At 53.2% G+C, this 21,725-nt stretch carries 19 protein-coding genes and 1 rRNA gene; 3 read left to right on the forward strand and 17 right to left on the reverse strand.

The genetic code is table 11. The features are described 5' to 3' along the window. Positions 1–74 (forward strand): 5S ribosomal RNA (rrf, locus tag GW591_RS24310); the annotation flags it as partial. Positions 75–301: 227 nt separating this feature from the next. After that, a complete protein-coding gene (locus GW591_RS21790; RefSeq protein WP_013574070.1) occupies positions 302–1,600 on the forward strand; it encodes an MFS family transporter in 1,299 nt (432 codons plus the stop codon). A 189-nt stretch (positions 1,601–1,789) separates the two neighbouring features. Here GW591_RS21790 and pssA read toward each other — a convergent pair whose 3' ends face one another. The 4 genes from pssA to trxC all read right to left on the reverse strand — a co-directional run bounded on the left by pssA (position 1,790) and on the right by trxC (position 7,235). Continuing rightward, positions 1,790–3,145: a CDP-diacylglycerol--serine O-phosphatidyltransferase gene (gene pssA, locus GW591_RS21795; RefSeq protein ID WP_153376683.1), complete on the reverse strand. Its 1,356-nt coding sequence runs from the start codon at positions 3,143–3,145 to the stop codon at positions 1,790–1,792. 84 nt (positions 3,146–3,229) lie between these two features. After that, positions 3,230–5,950, reverse strand: coding sequence for a bifunctional acetate--CoA ligase family protein/GNAT family N-acetyltransferase (locus tag GW591_RS21800; protein ID WP_119261262.1), 2,721 nt, complete (start codon positions 5,948–5,950; stop codon positions 3,230–3,232). 31 nt (positions 5,951–5,981) lie between these two features. After that, complete coding sequence (locus GW591_RS21805; RefSeq protein ID WP_013574073.1) at positions 5,982–6,686, reverse strand: tRNA-uridine aminocarboxypropyltransferase; 705 nt, start codon at positions 6,684–6,686, stop codon at positions 5,982–5,984. Between the two features lie 129 nt (positions 6,687–6,815). Next, positions 6,816–7,235, reverse strand: a complete 420-nt coding sequence (gene trxC, locus GW591_RS21810) for a thioredoxin TrxC (protein WP_013574074.1) — start codon at positions 7,233–7,235, stop codon at positions 6,816–6,818. Positions 7,236–7,479: 244 nt separating this feature from the next. Here trxC and GW591_RS21815 point away from each other — a divergent pair, with 244 nt between their 5' ends. Next, positions 7,480–8,583, forward strand: coding sequence for a tRNA/rRNA methyltransferase (locus tag GW591_RS21815; RefSeq protein WP_013574075.1), 1,104 nt, complete (start codon positions 7,480–7,482; stop codon positions 8,581–8,583). A 75-nt stretch (positions 8,584–8,658) separates the two neighbouring features. On the opposite strand, the gene emrB is transcribed toward GW591_RS21815, so the two are convergent. The 13 genes from emrB to proV form a co-directional block, all read right to left on the reverse strand. Further along, complete coding sequence (emrB, locus tag GW591_RS21820) at positions 8,659–10,194, reverse strand: multidrug efflux MFS transporter permease subunit EmrB (protein ID WP_015689403.1); 1,536 nt, start codon at positions 10,192–10,194, stop codon at positions 8,659–8,661. Between the two features lie 17 nt (positions 10,195–10,211). After that, complete coding sequence (gene emrA, locus GW591_RS21825; RefSeq protein ID WP_013574077.1) at positions 10,212–11,387, reverse strand: multidrug efflux MFS transporter periplasmic adaptor subunit EmrA; 1,176 nt, start codon at positions 11,385–11,387, stop codon at positions 10,212–10,214. Positions 11,388–11,412: 25 nt separating this feature from the next. Continuing rightward, a complete protein-coding gene (locus tag GW591_RS21830; protein WP_013574078.1) occupies positions 11,413–12,867 on the reverse strand; it encodes an efflux transporter outer membrane subunit in 1,455 nt (484 codons plus the stop codon). Positions 12,868–12,890: 23 nt separating this feature from the next. Then, positions 12,891–13,412, reverse strand: coding sequence for a transcriptional repressor MprA (mprA, locus tag GW591_RS21835; RefSeq protein WP_013574079.1), 522 nt, complete (start codon positions 13,410–13,412; stop codon positions 12,891–12,893). Between the two features lie 174 nt (positions 13,413–13,586). After that, on the reverse strand, positions 13,587–13,925 hold the full coding sequence (gene ygaH / locus GW591_RS21840; RefSeq protein ID WP_013574080.1) for an L-valine transporter subunit YgaH: 339 nt from the start codon (positions 13,923–13,925) through the stop codon (positions 13,587–13,589). Then, positions 13,915–14,676 (reverse strand): AzlC family ABC transporter permease, encoded by a 762-nt coding sequence (locus GW591_RS21845; protein ID WP_013574081.1) that lies wholly within the window; start codon positions 14,674–14,676, stop codon positions 13,915–13,917. Before GW591_RS21845 ends, ygaH begins: the two co-directional genes overlap by 11 nt. A gap of 174 nt (positions 14,677–14,850) precedes the next feature. Continuing rightward, positions 14,851–16,035: an MFS transporter gene (locus tag GW591_RS21850; RefSeq protein ID WP_119261265.1), complete on the reverse strand. Its 1,185-nt coding sequence runs from the start codon at positions 16,033–16,035 to the stop codon at positions 14,851–14,853. 168 nt (positions 16,036–16,203) lie between these two features. Further along, complete coding sequence (locus tag GW591_RS21855) at positions 16,204–16,635, reverse strand: type II toxin-antitoxin system HicB family antitoxin (RefSeq protein WP_013574083.1); 432 nt, start codon at positions 16,633–16,635, stop codon at positions 16,204–16,206. Positions 16,636–16,656: 21 nt separating this feature from the next. Next, a complete protein-coding gene (locus GW591_RS21860) occupies positions 16,657–16,839 on the reverse strand; it encodes a type II toxin-antitoxin system HicA family toxin (RefSeq protein WP_013574084.1) in 183 nt (60 codons plus the stop codon). Between the two features lie 116 nt (positions 16,840–16,955). Continuing rightward, complete coding sequence (gene proX, locus GW591_RS21865; RefSeq protein WP_166861366.1) at positions 16,956–17,951, reverse strand: glycine betaine/L-proline ABC transporter substrate-binding protein ProX; 996 nt, start codon at positions 17,949–17,951, stop codon at positions 16,956–16,958. A gap of 24 nt (positions 17,952–17,975) precedes the next feature. Then, the gene (proX, locus tag GW591_RS21870; protein WP_112152327.1) at positions 17,976–18,986 is read right to left on the reverse strand and encodes a glycine betaine/L-proline ABC transporter substrate-binding protein ProX; all 1,011 of its coding nucleotides are present in this window, start codon (positions 18,984–18,986) and stop codon (positions 17,976–17,978) included. A gap of 105 nt (positions 18,987–19,091) precedes the next feature. Beyond that, positions 19,092–20,291, reverse strand: coding sequence for a glycine betaine/L-proline ABC transporter permease ProW (gene proW, locus GW591_RS21875; protein WP_013574087.1), 1,200 nt, complete (start codon positions 20,289–20,291; stop codon positions 19,092–19,094). Next, positions 20,288–21,484, reverse strand: a complete 1,197-nt coding sequence (gene proV, locus GW591_RS21880) for a glycine betaine/L-proline ABC transporter ATP-binding protein ProV (RefSeq protein ID WP_013574088.1) — start codon at positions 21,482–21,484, stop codon at positions 20,288–20,290. Before proV ends, proW begins: the two co-directional genes overlap by 4 nt. Positions 21,485–21,725 lie beyond the last annotated feature (241 nt).

A 21,725-nucleotide genomic window follows, 5' to 3' on the forward strand; every position in this document is an offset into this window, starting at 1 on the left:
AACTCAGAAGTGAAACGCCGTAGCGCCGATGGTAGTGTGGGGTCTCCCCATGCGAGAGTAGGGAACTGCCAGGCATCAAATAAGTGGAAAGCCCCGTACGAAAGTACGGGGCTTTTTGCTATGCGGAATTTAACTAAAAGTTACCTTTAACCACGCGCTGCATCACAAAAAACAACGCAAACGCAGGTAACTCGTCAACTTTCCTCTCTTCCTTATCCATTCGTTGCTTAACTCAATATTTCCTATCGATAAAAAATAGCCTTAACCACGCTTATAGCAGGAACTATTGGGAGAAAATAATATGAAGGATACTCTGGGATCTCAATCTGAGAATCATGATCAGCAAGATAAGAAGAAACGTATTTTTGCGATTGTGGGGGCATCTTCGGGAAATCTGGTCGAATGGTTTGACTTCTACGTCTATTCCTTTTGTTCGCTCTATTTTGCTTCTTCATTTTTCCCCAGCGGAAACAGTACAACCCAGTTATTACAAACTGCAGGCGTTTTTGCCGCAGGATTCTTTATGCGCCCTATTGGAGGATGGTTATTTGGTTATATCGCCGATAAACATGGGCGCAAAAACTCAATGATGATCTCGGTCTGCATGATGTGCTGCGGTTCGCTGGTGATCGCCTGTTTGCCAACCTACGCGACGATAGGCAGCTGGGCACCGGTATTATTACTGGTCGCCCGTCTATTCCAGGGGCTTTCTGTTGGTGGGGAATACGGAACAAGCGCAACTTATATGAGTGAAGTTGCGATTAAAGGACGTCGCGGTTTTTATGCTTCATTTCAGTATGTGACCTTGATCGGTGGGCAACTATTAGCACTTCTGGTTCTGGTTATACTGCAGCAGATATTCTCCAATGATGAGCTTAAATCCTGGGCGTGGCGGATCCCCTTTGCCTTAGGCGCTGTGCTTGCTGTCGTGGCGTTGTTCCTGCGGCGTTCACTGAACGAAACATCAGATAAACAAACTCGTGAGCATAAAGATGCTGGTACCCTCTCGGGTTTATGGAAGCATAAAAAGGCATTTATGATGGTATTAGGGTTCACGGCGGCAGGATCCCTGACCTTCTATACCTTCACCACTTATATGCAAAAATATCTGGTGAACACTGCCGGGATGGATACCAAAACAGCGAGTGCCTTAATGACCGTCGCCCTGTTTGTCTTTATGTGTTTGCAGCCTATTATTGGCGGGCTCTCGGATAAAATAGGTCGACGCAGTTCTATGTTGATATTCAGCGGCCTGGCGACTGTTTTCACCATCCCGATTTTGTATATTCTGCAAACCGTTACCAGTCCTTATATCGCCTTCGGACTTATTGTTTTGGCACTGCTGATTGTCAGTTTTTACACATCAATCAGCGGATTATTAAAGGCGGAAATGTTCCCGCCGGAAGTGAGGGCATTGGGTGTCGGATTATCTTATGCGGTTGCAAATGCTGTGTTTGGTGGTTCGGCAGAATATGTCGCCCTGACCTTTAAATCCTGGAATATAGAGGAAGTATTTTTCTGGTATGTCTGCGTAATGTGTTTGATCGCTTTGGTCGTATCGATGAAATTGCACCGCAAAGGAAAGGAAATACAGCTGTAATTCTTACGGAGAGAGTGCAGGGATGCACTTTTAATAATGGATAAGATGGTAAGCGCTGTAGCCAGCAGCTGCGCCTGCTATAAGCATAATGACAGGAAGCCTGAGAGCCAGGAGAATTTTTGCATCACAAAGTGGAATTCCAAATACAAAAAAGCCCGATCACGATGATCAGGCTTTCAGTATAGCCAATTACAGAATCCGGCTGATTAATCTGTCGATACGTATCCGGCGCAGACGGCGGATAAGCTTACGGACTTTCACCGGGTAATTAGGAATACTTTCCAGCTCCATATAATGCGAGACAACCTGCGTGTGCTGGCGTATTTCTTCCAGTTCTTTGTGTCGCGCGATCGCCAGCTCTTTATGCGGATCATGGATCAAAATGGCATTCTCCAAATCCAGACGCCAGGCGCGAGGATTCAGGTTATTACCGGTAATAAGTTGCCAGCGGTCATCCACCCACATTCCCTTCAGGTGATAGCTGTTATCACCGTCTTTCCACAGGCGGACAATCAACTGTCCGCTGTCCACGAAGCGTTGTAAACGGCTCAGGAAACGACGCAGATTAATTTCATACAAATACGGTAAGGCACCGATGATTTTGAATGGCTGATCCTGCGGAATATAAAAATCGTTTGCGGTTTTGTCACCCACGATAATTTCAACCTGCTTACCACGACGCAGCAGATGAATAATATTACGTGCCAGCATGGCAGGCATATTGAAATAAGGCGTACACAGCGTCAGCTTATGTTCCGTACTGGCCATGAGATGATGGATAGTTCGGTTAAGCTCATTTTGTTTGCCCAGACCGACGATAGGGGTCACTGCCAGCTCATCATTCCCTGCGCTGTCTTTGAAATGATAACCGCTGCTGCGCAGATTCTGACGGAACTGACGCGTTTCGTTTTTAATCTCAATGCTTTTCGGGCGATCTTCACGATCAAGACGCTGTACCGCTGCGGCTGTCAGGATCGACTTCTTCATAAAGTCGATCATGGCATCTGCCAGCGGGGCGTTGGACAGTAACTGATAGCGATCGTAGCGGTATTTTTCATGACGATGCAGATAAACATCATTGAGGCTCGCGCCGCTGTAGATCACCTGATCGTCAATAACAAAGCCTTTGAGATGCAAAACACCTAACGCTTCACGGGTATTGACCGGAACGCCATACACCGGCACGGAAAGCTCAGGATGCTCTTTTGCCATGCGACAATACCAGTCAGCATTGGTGTTTGACGCTGCCGCGCCAATGCGACCACGCTGCGCGCGGTGCCAGTCAACCAGCACACAAATCTCCAGTTCAGGACGTTGCTGCTTGGCGGCATATAGCGCCGACAATACATCACGACCGCCATCATCGTTCTCTAAATAGAGCGCGACCAGATAAATCCGTTGGGTGGCGTTGGCAATGGCTTCGAGCAGCGTCTTACGGAAATCTGCAGGGCAGTAGAGTGTTTTTACAGCATCAACCGTTTGGGGGAGTTTGGGCAGCTGAGCAAGGTGTTGTTGATGTTTATTACGTTTAAATTTTGACAACATCACAGTGCGCTTCTTCTCTCTTCATGTAATGGCTTTAGCGGCACAAGCAGACAGTGGTAACCGCACAATCGGTCGATAATACCATTAGTCCTGCCCCATGTGCGCATCTTTTGCCTGTTCATGGCGCAGGCTCGCAGCTTTCTGCTGCGAAATCCGGGTCTTTTCCAGTGCCAGTGAGAGGTTCACAATGCCGTCCTGGATCTGAATATCGACGTCGAATTCGAGTTTTCTGGCCAGCGTGATCATGCCACGGTTATTGGGCATCGTAATGCCGGTCAGACGTTGCAGGCCGTGCTCTGCCGCGTAATGGATCATCTTATCAAGCAGCCGCCTTCCGAGCCCCAGACCTTTCAGATCCGACCGCACCAGTACCGAGAATTCAGCATCAATATTATCCGGATCCGAGACCGCCCGGGTGACGCCAATAATTTCACTTTCATCATTCACAGTACGAATGGCGACGAACGCCATTTCACGGTCGTAGTCGATCTGTGTCATGTTCGCTAAATCTTCATGGGTGAACTCATTGATCTCACTGAAGTAGCGGTAATACAGGTCTTCCTTAGTGACTTTCAGGATAAATGCTTTAAGCAGCGGCTCATCTTCCGGAAGGATTGGCCGGAACAATGCCGGTGATCCGTCTTTCAGTATAACGCGCTCTTCCAACTCGCGCGGATAAGGGCGAATCGCCAGTCGTGACGGTGCCTCTGCTCCCTGTGCACAAAGCTGCATGGACACATCCAGCAGGCTGAGCTCACTGCCGGAAATCAGCAGAGGATGGATATCCAGCCGTTCGATCTCCGGGCAGTCGATAATCAGGTTCGACACATTCACCAGCAACTGACTCAGCGCCGGTATATCAAGAGGATGCAGGGCATGGCGGCCACGAATTTTTCCACTCTTCAGCGCCTGAACTATCTGATAACGTGCAAGCGTCATGTTCAGCGGCGGCAGGGAAATCGCCGCCTGTCTTTCAGGTCGCCAGTCGGTACCGCCTTCGGCCAGCATGATCAGCGGGCCGAATACCGGATCCTGTTCGACCACCACGCGCAATTCTTGTGAGCCTGGCCGGTTGGCCATGGTTTGCACCAGCAGCCCCAGAATTCTCGCCTGCGGAAACGCCTGTCTGGCACGGTCAAAAATGGCATTCGCCGCCTGCGCGACCTCGCTGGCGGTACGCAGATATAACATCACGCCCTGTACTTCAGAATTATGCGGGATGTCAGGGGAGCGTAATTTCAGCGCCACCGGATAACCCACCTGGCTGGCGATATTCACCGCTTCTGCGCTGTCGCTGGCAATCCACGTCGGCAGCACATTCATGCCGTACGCCTGCAAAATCGGGCGTACCTCATGTGTATCCAGCTGTGTCGTGCCTTCCGCCAGTGTGCGGGCGATCAACTGATGCGCCTGATCAGTGTTCTGCTCGAGGTCGGCCGGAAGTGCCGGTGTTTCTTTCAGCTGCTTTTGGTTCCGGCGATATTCCACCATATGCATAAACGCCGTCACCGTTCCTTCCGGTGTCCGGTAAGTCGGGATCCCGGCTTCAGTAAATAACTTGCGGGCTTCCTGCGAGGAAAACTCACCGCACCAGTTGGTTAGCAGCGTGATGTATTTGCCACGCGAATGCTTATGCACAGCATCGATCAGATGGCTGGCGGTCACCGTACCGTGTGCGACGGCGCTGGGGGCGTGGATCACCAGTAGCGCATCGTAATCGGTGCTATCCAGCAGGGCGGTCATCACAGCCTGATACAGCTGCGGTGTGGCGTCATCATGCAAATCCAGCGGATTCGAGACGGCAATATTGTCAGGCAGAATGGCACTCAGTTTTTGGCAGGTTTCATCGCTCAGTTTCGCCAGTTTGCCGTTACGCGAAAGCAACTGATCCAGCGCCATCGCGGCAGGAGCGGCACCGTTACTGATGATAAACAAACGCTCACCGCGTAACGGGCGCATATGGCTCAGCGTTTCAACGGCGGAAAACAGCTCGTGCGTATCCTGCACGCGCAGTAAACCGGCGCGCTGAATAGCCGCATCATAGGCGGCGTCGAGGCTAAGCGGGCTGTTGAGTAATTGCTGCGCCTGTCCGCTGCGACCACTTTTGATCACCAGAATCGGTTTATTGCGTGAGGCACTGCGGGAGGCAGAAAGAAAGCGCCGTGCATCGCTGATGTGTTCGAGATAGAGCAAAATAGCGCTGGTTTTACTGTCGCGGGCGAGGAAATCGAGCAGGTCATCGACATCAATATCCAGGCTGTCGCCCAGTGATACGAAATAGGAAAAGCCGACGGCACGCTGTTGCGCCCAGTCCAGAATCGTATTGGCGACCGCAGCCGATTGCGAAATAAACGCCAGCTTACCGGGCAGGATGGGCACCGGCGAAAAACTGGCGTTTAGTTTTTGCCACGGTGCAAGAATGCCCAGGCTGTTGGGTCCGAGCAGGCGCATCGAAAAGCGCTGGGCGCTGGTTTTGAGTTCAACGAATTGTTGTGGCTGTGAGGAAAGCACAATGACCGTCTTGCAGCCACGTTCGCCGAGCTGTTCGAGCAATGCAAGATTGCGGTCAGCGTGGGTACAGAGAATGGCGAGATCGGGCGACATCGGCAGGCTGGCGACATCCCGCCAGGTCAGTACGCCGCACACCGCGCGATAAGCGGGTGTAACCGGCAGCACCGGGCCATTGAATCCGCTGTCGAGCAGATTGCGCATCATCAGATATCCGGCCCGCCCCGGTTTATTGCTCGCGCCAATGACCGCGATAGATTCAGGTCGTAATAAGGCTTCCAGTCCGCGCTGACTCATAACGTCTCCGGTTCATCATGTTCCCATGATTCTAGAGGTTTTCTTCGTTCTTTGCTGTGAGCTGGTGCACCGGATGATGGGGTTTTCCGGCCAGATACTGGGTGCGGAAATGGGTAAAGTGGCGTGAGAGGCCCGCTGAAGCATCGAGATCACCGGCTTTTTCCAGCAGGGCGGCGGCCACTTCCACGGTGCAATGCAGTTCCGGGCGCGAGGCTTCCCGAAGGATATAGCCGGAGCTGGCGCTTACATCGAGAGAGAAAACCGGCAAATTATCCAGATACGGGCTTTTGCGGAACATTTTGCGCGCTTCGTTCCAGGTGCCGTCGAGCATAATGAATAAAGGCGGTTTGCTGCCCGCCGGAACTTCGGTAAACACCTGACGCGGCGGTTCGGCGAAAGAGGCGGGAAACACCACATAAGCCTGACGCTGCGGGTCCGCAATTGCTTCCAGCAGAGCCGGATCGGTTTGCGTGCGTGACCACAAAAACGCCTGCGTATCCGGCAACACGTCCGCGATTAAGCGACCCGTATTGCTCGGTTTCATCGGCTCCGTGTCAAACATCACCAGACAAAAACGGCTGGTGGCCTGATGAATTTCGCGCGTGGCGCAGATGCAGTGGCGTTTGGGCAACAGGCAGGTCTGACAGCGTATCGCCCGTGAACCACGCGCAAGAAAAGGACGGGTGGATCGGGCTAAACGCTGCTCACGCAGGCGAAGGACGGCATTGTCTGACATAGGCATTCCGGTATGCAAAAAACGGCTATTCTAATCGCCCGGTGGTGGCAGGCAAGTGGCTTGTGTTCGGAACAGAAAAAGGCCCGTGCGGTGACGGGCCTTCAGCAGGGCTTTATAGCGGCTTATGCGTTACAATGATTCATTAAGCCAGTTGTTGAAAGGTGCTTTAGGCATTGCTCCACTCAACATATCGACCATTTTGCCTTCATTAAATACCATAATGGTCGGAATACTGCGGATACGGAACCGCGCGCTCAGTTCAGGTTCAGCTTCGGTATTAACCTTGATGAAGCGGATTTTACCGGCGCGTTCCTGTGCAACGTCTTCAAAAATCGGTGCAAAGTTAACACAAGGGCCACACCACGGTGCCCAGAAATCGACAACCACCGGCAGATCATCCTGCAGGTATTTGTCCAGCGTGGCGGCAGTCGCGTGAATGACATCGCCTTCAAAAAGTGCATGACCGCAACGGCCGCATTTTGCGCCGTCGTCGATACGATCCTCAGGCAGGCGGTTGGTGGCCTGACATGATGAACAAACCGTATTCATAAAATAGCCTCTACATTGCTTAACGTGAGAATGGTATCAACCACAACCCCGGTTTTATCCTTAAAAGCGGTAAAGAACACGGCTGATATGTTACTTATATGTTGTAAGTATGGGGTCGATACGTCACGTAAACAACGTGGTTTATTCAATGATTACGATAGTTTTTAGCTTTTGGTCCAAAGCCTGTGGCTTAGCTCACAGACATCAGGTAATCTTCGCGCCCTGCGCGTAGGTGGAGAGAAAAATGAACGATTCATTCAGTGGCAAGAACGGCAAAGTCAAAGTGATGTACGTCCGCAGTGACGACGACGGCGATAACCGCAATAACGATAAACGTCCTTCTAACAATAAAGGACGTCCGGGCGATAAACCTCGCCAGGGTTCCCGTCCAGACGATGCCCGCCGCAATGAGCGTCGCAGCAGCGATTCCCGTGGCGATTCCCGCGGACCGGCACCACGCCGTGGTGATGATCGCCCGCGTCGTCCGGCGCGTGACGACGACGGCCCGTACTCTTCGCCGTGGAAAACAGTTTCACGTCCGCCGGCAGATGAATCTGTTCCGGATCACGGCGGTATCAGCGGTAAAAGCTTTATCGATCCTGAACAACTGCGTCGTCAGCGTCAGGAAGAAACCCGTGTGTATGGCGAAAACGCCTGTCAGGCACTGTTTGCCAGCCGTCCGGACGCGATTGTGCGTGCATGGTTTGTGCAGTCCGTGACTCCGCGTTTCCGCGAAGCGCTGCGCTGGATGGCGGCGAACCGCAAAGCCTACCATGTGGTTGAAGATGACGAACTGGCGAAAGCCTCCGGCACCGAACACCACGGCGGCGTGTGCTTCCTGATCAAAAAACGCCAGGGTCTGGATGCAGAAACGTATCTGCAAACGGCTCCGGCGAAAGACTGTGTGCTGGCGCTGGAAAACGTCGGTAACCCGCACAACCTCGGCGGTATCATGCGTTCTTGTGCGCATTTTGGTATCAACGGGATGATGGTTCAGGATCCGGCCCAGCTGGAATCTGGCGCAGCAGTCCGTACGGCAGAAGGCGGCGCGGAACACGTTAAAGCCATCAGCGCGGATAACTTCCTTGAAGTGCTGGAAACCTTCCGTAAAGCGGGATACACCATCGTGACCACGTCGAGCCATAAAGGTACGGCGCTGGGCAAAGCGCAGTTACCGGCCAAAATGGTGCTGGTGCTGGGCGAAGAAAGTGATGGTTTATCTGACAGCGCATGGCAGCAGGGCGACCTGAGCGTGTCTATCGGCGGTACCGGTAAAGTGGAAAGCCTCAACGTTTCCGTGGCATCCGGTATTTTGCTGGCAGAATGGTGGCGTCAGAACCAGGCGTAATCGCCCGGTTTCAGCCATAAAAAACGGACGCATAAGGCGTCCGTTTTGCTTTCTGACATTCAGGGTTTATCTGAATCAGTGCGCACCACCCGCGCCACCGCCACTGGTGAATGGCGGTCGGGCGAACCAGATTAAAATCAGCAACACCAGGAACGCCCCGCCGGATAACCAGAAAATCTCGTTGGCAGAGATAATTAATCCCTGATTGGTGATCTCCCGCGCTATCCATCCTGAAGCCTGCTGGTGGCTCATACCGAGACCTTCGAGCTGCTGATAAGTCTGCGTCGCCGCCGGATTATACGGCGTGATGTTTTCCGTTAACTGGGCGTGATGCAGCGATTCACGGTTCGACCATAACGTGGTGGTGATTGACGTACCAATCGACCCCGCCAGTGTACGGATAAAGTTCGACAGACTCGATGCCGCCGCCATCCGTTCCGGCGGTAATCCCGACAGAATAATGGTGGTCAGCGGCATGAAGAAGCAACCCACCGCGAAGCCCTGAATAAACTGCGGCCAGGCGGATGCGCCAAAATCCATCCCCGGTTCGAACGTATACGCACGCCAGAAGAAGCAGTAGGCATACATGATAAAGCTGAAGGTCACCAGCTTTCGCATATCCAGACGGTGCGCGAAACGCCCGATAATCGGCGACATCAGTACCGGCAAAATACCCACCGGCGCGGACGCCAGACCGGCCCAGGTGGCGGTATACCCGTAAACCTCCTGCAACAGCTGCGGCAGCAACACAATCGCGCCGAAGTAGAGCATGTAGGCCAGGCTGATACACAGCACGCCGATGGTAAAGTTTCGCGATTTAAACAGTGACAAGTCGACGATCGGATGGTCGTCGGTCAGTTCCCAGACCACAAGGAAACAGAGCGCGACCACCGCCACGACCGCCAGCACGATAATTTCCGTCGAGTTAAACCAGTCGAGTTCTTTACCCCGGTCGAGCATCACCTGCAAGGCACCGATACCCAGCACCAGCAGCACTAATCCCACACTGTCGATCGGACGGATCTGCGTGGCGGTTTCGCGTCCCTTCAGCGTTCTGAGCGTCAGGAACACCACGGCCAGACCGATCGGCACGTTAATAAAGAAGATCCATCCCCAGTGATAGTTATCACTGATATACCCGCCGAGGATCGGCCCGCAAATCGGGGCGACGATCACCGTCATCGACCAGAGCGCGAGCGCGGTACTCCGCTTGGCCGGTGGATAGTTATTCAGTAACAGACTTTGTGATAACGGGATCAGCGGACCTGCCACCACGCCCTGCAACACACGGAAGAAGATCAGCATTTCCAGACTGTTGGACATCCCGCACAACCATGAAGCGAGGGCGAACAGTACTGTGGACCACAGGAACAGTTTGACCTCACCGATGCGTTTTGCCAGCCAGCCGGTGATCGGGATCGAGATGGCATTCGCCACCCCGAATGAGGTGATAACCCAGGTACCCTGTGAGTTCGAGGCACCCAGATTCCCGGCGATGGTCGGGATCGCCACGTTGGCGATCGTCGAGTCCAGCACCTGCATAAAGGTGGCCATAGACAAAGCCACCGTCATCCAGGCCAGCGGGGCGCCTACCAGCGGTTTATTTGCCACAGAGGCCTCCGGATGTTTTAGCCTGCATTGGCATGTATAACGTCAGCAATAATGGCGTTAACCGGTGCCAGATCCAGCGTCAGTGCTGAAGTCTGATACAACGGTTCGGTACGGACTTTATCGGCCAGCACCAGGCCATCGCGATTCTGAGTATCAACCGTTACCAGTGTCGATAAACCGATACGCAGCGGATGTTCAGCCACTTCCTGATCGTTAAGTTCGATACGGACCGGCAGACGCTGAACCACTTTGATCCAGTTGCCGGTGGCATTTTGCGCAGGTAACAGCGAGAACGCGCCGCCGGTGCCCATGTCCATACCGACGACTTTGCCGTGGTATTTCACGTCATCGCCATACATATCGCTGACCACGGTTGCCACCTGACCAATACGCATATTCGCCAGCTGGGTTTCTTTAAAGTTGGCATCAACCCAGATGTGATGCGCTGGCACCACGGCCATCAGGGACGTTGTCGGGCTGATCTGCTGGCCGATTTGTACGGCACGGCGTGAAACGAAACCGTCAACAGGGCTGCGCACTTTAGTCCGTTGCAGGGCAAGCCATGCGTCACGAACCTGCGCGGCGGCCTGCAGAACTTGCGGCTGTTTATCGACCGGCGTATCCAGAATCATCGCCTGATTGGCGTTGTACTGCTGAACGGCGACATCGTATTGCGCTTTCGCGGTATCGACGGCGTCACGGGCGTGTTGCAGTTCTTCGCGGCCAATGGCATCGACATTACCCAGCACAATGCGGCGCTTAAGGTCAGTCTGTGCCTGTTGCAGTTGGGTCTGACGCAGCGCGATATTGGCCTGATATTGCTTGCCGTTGATGATCAACTGATGCGTCTGACGCACGCTGTTCGCCAGCGCCGTTTTAGAGCGCTCGAAAGCCTGCTCTGCATCGGTCGGATCGAGGGTCACCAGCACGTCGCCTTTTTTCACAAAGTCGGTGCTGTCGAAGTTGACGTCGGTCACGCTGCCCGACACCTGCGCCATAATCTGTACCTGATTACCGGCCACGTAAGCATCGTCGGTAGACTGGAAATGACGTAATACCAGCAGCCAGTAGAACAGGTAGGCGATGGCAATAATAATGAAAATTCCGGTTAACAAGAGCATCGCGACTTTGCGCGTCTTTTTCTTATTTTTCGGAGCTTGCGGCGTTGCCTGAGTGTCGGCATTTGCGCTCATGGTCTTCTCCACACTGAGTCTTTTATTATGATTTTTGGTCCGCGGCAGGGGCCTGATAGCCACCCCCAAGCGCACGGATGAGACTGATTTTTGCCTGCATCAACTGACTGCTGGCAGTGAGTTGCGCCTGCTGTTGTTGCAGGAGTGCTGACTGGCTGGTTAACAGCTCATCCCGTCCGATGACGCCAGCGTTGTATCTTGCATCTGAAACGCGATACACCTCTTCCAGCGATTTAGCGGCAGAAGACGCCTGCTGCAATTGTTCAACGCTGCTTTTCGAGACAGTAATGGCATCCGCAGTTTGCTGGATGGCGTTCAGGATGGTCTGGTTATACGACTCAACAGACTGGTCATATAACGCGGACTCTTCGCCCAGTTTGGAGCGCAGCGCACCGGCGTGGAAAATTGGCAGCGAAATGGCGGGCGCGATATTCCAGGCTTTACTGGCTGCTTCAAAAAGATTCGGGCTGGTGCCGCCGTAGTTGGTGGTTGTCAGACCGCCGAAGGCACTGATGGAAAGGCTTGGATAAAATTCTTTTTTCGCGGCACTGACCCGCTGGGAATAGGACTCCACCAGATCACGTTGTGCAGCGATGTCCGGGCGTTTGCCGAGTAAATCCAGCGTCAGTTCACCTTTCGGTGCCAGCGCGTCAGGCGACGGCAATGCCACGGCGTGCAGCCCGTTCATGGCATCCGGACCACGTCCGGCCAGCGCGGAAAGCTGGTGTCTTAGCTGTTCGGTCTGCGCTTTCAGATTGATGATTTGCTGTTTGGCACTGTCGGCCTGAGCCTGGGTTTGTTGCGGAATTTCAACACCGTACACGCCTGCCTGATATTGCGCTTTACGCAAATCAGCCAGATGCTGATTATTGTCCACTTCGTGTTGCAGAACATCCTGCAAGGCAAGATCTGCCTGCAACTGATAATAGGCTGACGCCACCGAACTGGTCAGCGTCAGAGCGGCTTCAGCCTGTTCAGCACGGGCGGAATCCACCTGTGCTTTCGCGGCATTCACCTGATTGCGGTATTTCCCCCACCAGTCAAACTCATAGCTCAGATTCAGCCCGAGGCTGTTGCTGCTGTCGTAAATTGGCGCTTCGGGATAACTGGTCAAAAACGGCGGGATCGTGTTTTTTGCGACACGTTCACGACGCGTTGAACCGTTCAAATCCAGATAAGGGCCATTGGCGGCATCAGCTTCTCCCATCACACTTTGCGCTTCGCGCACGCGGGCGGCTGCCTGACGTAATGATGGCGAGTTTTGCAACGTCGTAGTCATCAGATTATCGAGTTGCGGGTCATTAAGACTGCGCCACCACTGAGGACCGATGGTCAGGGAACTGACTTTTTCCTGCTGCAGATGAAGCTGTTGCGTATCCAGCAGCGACGACTGAGGAGCAATATTATTACTGGAGGCGCAGCCGGCCAACGTCAAAACGGCAAACAGCGGCGTAAGCCTCCAGCGAGCTTGGAGTGACATGTGTGGTTTACCTGAACAGAAATCTAGAATTGTTGTGGTGCTGTCGCATCCATCTGATCAAGGCGAGTTAACAGTTTGCGCGTCAGGGTTTCTAACTGCTTCTGTTCATCTGCGTCTAATGTCGACCAGAGAAAATGCAGGCTCTTATGTTGAGGCGGCAGTAACTTCTGAATAAAGGCTTCACCGTCAGCCGTCAGGTGCAAATGCAGACACCGGCGGTCGTTATCGCTTTCACGGCGTTCGATCCATCCGCGTTTTTCCAACTCATCCGCAATACGGGTGGCGTTGGTACGGGATGAACCTAGCGCAGAGCTTAGCTCCGAAGGCTGAATACTGTGACTTTCCTGCGCATCAAGGGTGAGTAACGCCATAAACAGCGTTTCATTAATTCCTTGTGCTTTCAGCATCTTATTACGGTTTTCAAGCAATTTACTTTGCATGTGCATACACAGGCGGGTCAGCAGAATTTCCTGATAAGGGAAATCTTTTTGCTTTTTAGCCCGGAAATTCAACATGTTTTCAATTGGCGCGAACGAACTGTCCATATGAGAAGCCTCATTAGTTACGAATGACATAGTAACGATGGTAATTAATAATATCAATGTCATGAATCACCAATTCTTTAGCAATTAGTGTTATTCATAACTCCGGTGAATTATTCGATGTTTAATGTATCAGGCAGACTTTGCCCGGGTGTTGCCTTACGGTAAAAATGGTCCTCAGCTTGCCAGCAGCATCACCTTGAACACCAGTCCGTACACTACGGCACCGGTCAGGGTGGCAATAATGATGCTTTTGGTGCGCCAGAAAATCAGTGCGAGCAGAACGAAACCGGCCAGTGACGGCAGCAGTTTTTGTTGATCGCGCAGAATTTCAGGGGTGCCTGAAACCACCAGCAGCGCGCAAATTGACGCGATACCAATGCTGTCGAGCACGCGGGAGAGCGGGCCATTTTTCAGTCCCGATTTCTGCCGCGAACCCAGGCGCAGAGGCAGATACCGGAACAGGTAATTGACCGTGCCGACGAGCAGACAAACCAGAATGACATCAGTGCTCATCTGAGGTTATCTCCGTGGCAGAAGGGGATTGAGGACGTTGCAGCAGGGCGGCAAGGCACCCTGCGCCCAGACCACCGCCTATGGCAGCGGGGATCGACCAGAACAGCAGCCCGCCCAGCGCACCGGCCAGTGAGGCGACAAACACTATGCTCTGCTGGCGCTTAAAAGCTGCGAGCAGGAAACTCAGAAACAGCGCCGGTAACATAAATCCCAGCGCGGCTTCGACGGCCGGGAAATTTTCCAGCGGACCATTACCAAACAGTGCACCCACGGCGGTGCCCGATACCCACGACAGCCACGATGACAGCGCAATGCCGCACATCCAGTTTTCACTCCAGCTGCGTTTATCACGGATCAGCCTGGCGGTGGCGGCAGCGAACACTTCGTCCGTCAGGCCGAATGCCCAGAGCGCCGTTTTTTTACCATTGAGCTTTCCCGCCAGGCGATTGCGCAGCGACGGGCCGTACAGCACGTGCCGGACATCCATCGCCATCACGGTCAGGGCGGAAACCCACAACGACATTCCTGCACTGAGCAGCGCGGTGATCACAAACTGGCTGGCGCCAGCGTAGATAAGAATGGAAAACAGCAGACTTTCAGCGGGAGTGAAACCTAGTTTGACCGCGCTGAGCCCGAATGCAAAAGCAATGGGCAGATAACCAATCACGATAGGAAGGCTATCGGTAATACCTTGTGCGAAAGTGGAAACGCGGACGGGGTCAGGTGCTTCGAGATCTGGATTGGTTTGCATGGATATTTGAAACATTGTGAAACCGGATGGTTGCCGGCGAATAATTCATGGCGTAAACATTACCAGACTGTAAGTATTGTTGACACCCTTTGGTTCAAATAAATTTCCCAAATGACTATTCGCAAGCTAATCAGGAGGGGTGATGATTCCCGCCTGATGTAGTTTCGTACGTTATCAGGCCAGTGTGTACTTATGACCCTTCCACCAGACCAGTAAATTCAGTATACACATGACGATGCCTGCTGCTGAGACCCCGTACCAGCCTGCCGCCTGATAGGCTGAAGCCGACACCAGTGAACCTGCCGCACCCCCGATAAAGTACGTCGTCATGTAACCCGCCGTCAGGCGGTTACGCGCTTCCGGCATCGTTTTATAGATAACACTTTGGTTGGTGATGTGTACGCCCTGAACCGAAAGGTCCAAAACGATGATACCGATAATCAGCGAAATCACCGAGTGTTGTCCCAGGGCAATCGCAGCCCATGACAGTAACAGCAGCACCAGCCCGGCGGTCGTGGTCAGATGCGCTTTGCCTTTATCCGCCAGATTCCCTGCACGGGTGGCCGCCAGTGCCCCCGCCGCCCCCACCAGACCAAACAGGCCGATTACCCCTTCGGAATAGTGATACGCCGGGCCAGCCAGCAGGAACGCCATCGACGTCCACAAAATGCTGAAGTTGGCGAAGCAGAACATGCCGATCAGTGCGCGGGTACGTAACACCGGCGTGTGGATGAACAGCGTAAAAATGGATTTCAGCAGTTGTAGATAATTCAGATCCGTTTTTTGCTGATGTTTCGGCAGCTTGCGCCACAGCACCAGCGCCATCACGATCATCAGCGCACTGGCGACCCAGTACACCGTCCGCCAGCCGCCCAGCGACGCCAGCGCACCAGCGACGGTTCGCGCCAGCAGAATACCCAGCAGCAAGCCAGACATAATCAGTCCGACCACTTTACCGCGACGCTCCGGTTCCGCCAGTGTGGCGGCCAGCGGCACCAGAATCTGCGCCACGACCGAGAACAGTCCTGTCAGCGCCGTCCCGACCAGCATGACGGTCAGCGTGGGCGCCATGGCGGTGATCAGCAGTCCGGCGGCGGAAAGCAGCGTCATCAGCACGATTAAACCGCGACGCTCAAACATATCGCCCAGCGGCACGATAAACATCAACCCACAGGCGTAACCGAGCTGCGCCACCGTCACAATAAACCCGGCCTGATTGACGGAAAGATTAAAAGCGCGGGCGATGGTTTCCAGCAACGGTTGCGGATAATAGTTACTGGCGACGGCAAGCCCGGTGGCCACCGCCATCAGAATAATCAGTGCCGGGCTGAGTGGGGAATGTGTGGTCGTTTTTTTCATAATGAGATTTAACAGATCTTATTGAAGAATCAGGGGAAATTCGGATGATGATTATCGTTTTGGTTGAAATATTAAACCAATGAATAGTTTTAATGGCAACTATTTGGTTTTGTAATAGACACAGTGGCAAGGGAGTCGCCAGCAGGAGGGTTTCCTGCTGTCAGATTGTCAGGTCAGCAATTCTTTACGTGCGGCCATCGCCAGAAAATGGCTGCGGTCGCGATATGACGGATGATTTTTAACTTTATTATCAATGCGTTTGATCAGGGTGTCAGGCAGCGAAATATTGATTCGATGCGCTTTCCCTTCGAATTCCGAGAGATCAATATCAATCAAAAACCAGGTATCGAAGTCGGCATATTCGGGATTAGCGGCATACACCAAATGGCCTGCATCAAAAATATCGTCAACAACAAAGCGTTCGCTTTCGATCAAATCTTCTACTGTCATCAGGATGGCTTCGCGAACCATAGGGGCGATTTCTTCACGGGTATCCGCTGCAGAGAAGCATCCGTAATCAAACGCGGTAAATGCAGGTACCACCATACCGTAAGCGGTTTTGTCATCTTTTGGTGTTTCAAGACCGACTGAAAAGAACATATTCAACCTCCAGTTGCAGGATCATATCCCTGCCATTTTTCTAATGGATTTGAGAGTTCCCACAGGTAAATCATTTTTGGGGTGGGGAACGGGAAAGGTTTTGTTGGTGACAGGTGACCACCAAATTTGATGACTTCCTCCCCGGTGACGCTTGAGTTCACAACCCGCTGCAAGCAGCGCTTTAATCAATTCCGTTGATTTCATGGGCTCTCCTTGGTGATGGATGATTATACACACCAATACACACACCGGCAATCACCCACAAAAAAACGGGCGGAGATCTCTCTCCGCCCGCGGGCCTTACTGAGTCTGTGACTGCGTTATTTCGCCGCAGCAGCCGCTTCTTTTACCCAGCCATCAAATTCTTCCTGATGGGCTTTGATCCAGCCGTCGGTCTGTGCGGAGATATCCGCATCTGAATTTTTACCCGCGTGCATCGCGGCGTTCTGCGCATTGATGTCTTTCAGAGGCAGTTTCATGATGGCAAACAGTTTTGCTGCCGCCGGGTTTTTCTCAGCCCAGGCTTTGTTCGCCACGATGTGCATAGTGCTCACCGGGAAACCGTAGTTTTTGCCATTTGGCAGTTTGGTATCGGCGTTTTTATCCCCTGGCACCACGGAGAACGGTACCTGCATCCACAGCACGTCTTTGCCCGGGATAAGCACATTGCTCACCCAGTACGGCGTCCAGGTGTAATAGAAGATCGGTTTACCTTCTTTGTAACGCGTGATGGTGTCAGCGATCATCGCAGAGTAGTTACCCTGATTGTGCGTCACGGTCGGTTCAAGACCATAGGCTTTCAGCTGTTCATTCAGCGCCGCTTCGCAGCCCCAGCCCGGTGTACAACCGGTCAGATCGGCTTTGCCGTCGCCGTTGGTATCAAACAGTTTGGCCAGTTTCGGGTCTTTCAGCTGTTCGATATTAGTGATGTGGTATTTCTCAGCGGTTTTCTTATCGATCAGCCAGCCCTGTGCCGCGCCGGTCACGTAAGTCCCTTCACGGTAAAACACTTTGTCGCCACCGGCGGCTTTGTACATTTCATCATGCAGTGGCGACCAGTTGACGGCGGTGAAAGTGGCATCACCGGCAGCCAGGGTGGTGTAGCCGACGTTGTAATCGACCTCGCGGGTTGGCTGAACGTCATAGCCCAGTTTCTCCAGCGCCTTGCTTACCAGTTCTGTCTGAAAAGACTCTTCGCTGATGGTGCTCTGAACGGGTGTCACGCTGATGCCTTTACCCGGCAGATCGGCGGCGAATGTGGTGGCTGTTGCAAATGTGGTGAGGGCGGCAACTGCCCAGATTCCTGTCTTTTTCATAAATTCCTCGATTTTTATAATGCGTTATTTTGCTGCGGCGGCAGCTTCTTTGATCCAGCCATCGAAGGTCGCCTGATGCGCCTTGATCCAGCCATCAACATGCTGCTGGATATCTTCTGATGAGGATTCACCTTCATGCATCCGCAGGTTCTGCGCATTCACGTCGGCCAGTGGCAGTTTCATGATGGCGAACAGTTTCGCGGCCGCCGGGTTTTTCTCAGCCCAGGCTTTGTTCGCCACGATGTGTTCGTTATTGACCGGGAAACCATAGTTCTTGCCGTTCGGCAGCGTGGTATCGAGATCTTTCTGCGAACCCGGATTGGCCGAGAACGGCACAGTCAGCCAGACCACGTCTTTGCCCGGTTTCATCTCGTTGCTGACCCAGTACGGCGTCCAGGTGAAGTACAACACCGGCTTACCGGATTTAAACCGGGTGAGGGTGTCAGCGATAATCGCCGAATAGTTCCCCTCGTTTTGCGTCACGGTATTGCTCAGACCGTAGGCTTTGATTTGGGTGTTGATCACCTGGCCGCAGACCCAGCCCGGATTACAACCCGCCATATCCGCTTTGCCGTCGCCGTCAGCATCAAAGAGTTTGGCGATCTTCGGATCTTTCAGCTGTGACAAATCGTGGATGTGATATTTGTCGGCGGTTTTTTTATCGATCAGATAACCCTGCGCTGCGCCGCTGATGTAGGTGCCCTGACGGTAGAATTTCTGGTCGCCACCGGCTGTGTTATACATGTCTTTTTGCAGCGGCTCCCAGTTCACCGCCATGTAGGTAGAATCGCCGCTGGCGATGGCGGTATACGCCACGTTGTAATCCACTTCGCCGGTTTGCTGAACGTCATAGCCCAGTTTTTCCAGCGCGCGGTTAACCAGTTCTGTCTGGAAGGCTTCTTCCGCGATGGTACTTTGCAACGGTTTGACGACCACGCCTTTGCCCGGTAAATCGGCAGCGAAAGCGGCGGGAGTTGCCATGGATACTGCGAGGATGAGTGCTTTGATCTGTGTTTTATTCTGAGTTGTGCGCATGGTGAACCCTTATTCTTGCTGTTGAATACGTAAGAGTGGACTGCGTTTTTTTAGCTTTTTGAGAGTTCCCGGCAGCGAGCCGCCGGGAAAAATGCAGTGTGTGAATCAGGCTTTCTTCGTGAAAGGCTTCATCACCAGACCGACAGGACCGCGGGTGAACCAGCGGTGACCGCCTTTACTGCGGCTGTCGCGTCCCATCGACTGGGTGAGACGGTCGAGGATAATGGCGAGAATAACGATACCCGCACCACCGACTGACGCCAGACCCATATCCAGACGACCAATACCGCGCAGTACCATCTGACCCAGACCACCGACGGCGATCATCGAGGCGATAACCACCATCGACAGCGCCAGCATCAGCGTCTGGTTAATACCGGCCATGATGGTCGGCATCGCCAGCGGCAACTGAACTTTAAACAGCAACTGACGCGGGCTGGAACCAAAGGATTTCGCGGCTTCGATCAAGTCTTCCGGCACCTGATTGATACCCAGAATGGTCAGACGCACCACCGGCGGCAGGGCGAAGATAATCGTTACCACTACGCCCGGCACGTTACCGATACCAAACAGCATCACGATCGGCACCAGATAGACGAACGCAGGTGTGGTTTGCATGGCATCAAGCAGCGGCCTGATAATTTTCGCCGCTCTCTGACTGCGCGCCAGCCATATCCCGAGCGGCAGGCCGATCAGGATACAGAAGAACAGCGAGGTCAGAACCAGCGCCAGCGTCACCATCGCCTGTGACCAGGCACCGATCGCACCGATCAGCACCAGCGAAACCAGCGTGGCAGCACCCATGCCGAAACCGGCCATCTGCCAGGCGAGCAGGGCGAAGACCAGGATCGCAATCGGCGCTGGCAGGGATTCCAGACCATGCTGGAAACCGCTCAGGACGAAATCGACCGGAACACGGATCCCCTGAAATACCGGGCGGAAGTTACCGACCAGCCAGTCGATCCCCTCAGTCACCCAGCGGTCGAGCGGGATCAGCGTGCTGTGAAACGGATCGAGAATATTAAAATGCTGATGCTGTTCCGGCGCGACACTCAGCCAGTCGTTGGTCTGGGCGGCGGCATGGTGCGTCGCGTCTGGTGTGCTGGTTGCGGCATCGCTGCTGCCGCCCCACGGATCACTGCTGCCTGCATCGGCTGGCGCGGCATGGGTGGCGGCGTCAGCTTGTGGCGCGACACCGCCACTGGCGTTATCGGCACTCCACGGATCCACGGAAGGATCGAGAGCCTGGGCCTGAGCGGCCTGCGCGTGCTGTGTAATGGTGTTCGTTATGGTTGAAGTGCTCATTCGTTACCCCCTTCTTTGTCCAGAGCCTGAAGCAGCATGGCTTTGGAAATAATGCCGATATAGTTATTGTCCTCATTGACGACCGGCACAGCGCAAGGCGCGGCGGCGACATGGGAAATCAGTTCGCTGAGCGGCATGTCTGCCTGCACGGCTGCCGGAGATTCCAGCAAGGCGCTTTCCAGCGACTGATTGGTTTTGAGCGCGGTTTTCAGGGATTCAATCGACACCACGCCAATGAATTTCTGTCCACGTTCAAGTACATAACCATATTCGCGGTCTTCATCTTCGAGCAGCTTGAGAGCGGCACGTGGACCAAAACCGGGGGTTTTACGAATAAGCGCGCCACGGCGGCGGGCAATGTCTTTGGCACTGAAGACCTGACTGATATCCACACCACGGAAGAACGTGCGCACATAGTCGTTGGCCGGATTATTAAGAATGTCTTCCGGCGTGCCGACCTGTACCACTTCGCCGCCCTGCATAATGGCGATGCGGTCGCCAATACGCATGGCTTCGTCCAGATCATGAGAAATGAACACAATGGTGCGCTGATGCTGAGCCTGCAGCTTCACCAGTTCATCCTGCATTTCGGTACGAATTAACGGGTCAAGTGCAGAGAAGGCTTCATCCATGAGCAGAATGTCAGGGTTGTTGGCCATAGCACGCGCTAAACCGACACGCTGGCGCATCCCGCCTGACAATTCATCCGGATAAGAGTTGGCATAGTTTTCCAGCCCGACCTGACGCAGCGCGTCAAGCGCTTTGGTATTGCGCTCTTCGACCGGCACACCAGCCAGCTCCATACCAAACGCGGTGTTATTCAACACGGTCAGGTGTGGCATCAGCGCAAAGGACTGAAATACCATACTGATTTTACTGCGGCGCACCTGGCGCAATTTTGCTTCTGAGATTTTGGCGATGTCTTCGCCGTCGATCAGGACTTCGCCACGGGTGGGCTCTATCAGACGATTGAGAAGGCGTACCATGGTGGATTTACCGGAACCGGATAACCCCATGATGACGAAAATCTCGCCTTCTTCAATGGCCAGACTGGCATTCTTAACGCCAAGTGAAAGACCGGTTTTCTCAAAAATCTCTTCTTTACCCTTGCCTGCATCAATCATCTTGAAAGCGCGATCCGGGTTTTCGCCAAATACCTTATAAAGATTCTTTACTTCGATTTTAATTGCCATGCAATGTGCATTCCTTGGATATAAATAGCCGTATCGGCTCGATGTCTAATTTTTGTGTTGGACCGTATAGGATTTTGCCTGTAACGAAATAGTGAACGCGTTATACCCTAACACATCGAAATTCTGAGACAAGTCTCAATGTTTCCGATGAATATTCATGATTGGGTTTCTGGTTACGTATTTATCTGTATTTGCGGTGTTTAATTTCGGTAAATTCAAACTGACAATTAATGACAATTTA

Source organism: Rahnella aceris (genome assembly GCF_011684115.1).
Lineage (GTDB): Bacteria > Pseudomonadota > Gammaproteobacteria > Enterobacterales > Enterobacteriaceae > Rahnella > Rahnella aceris.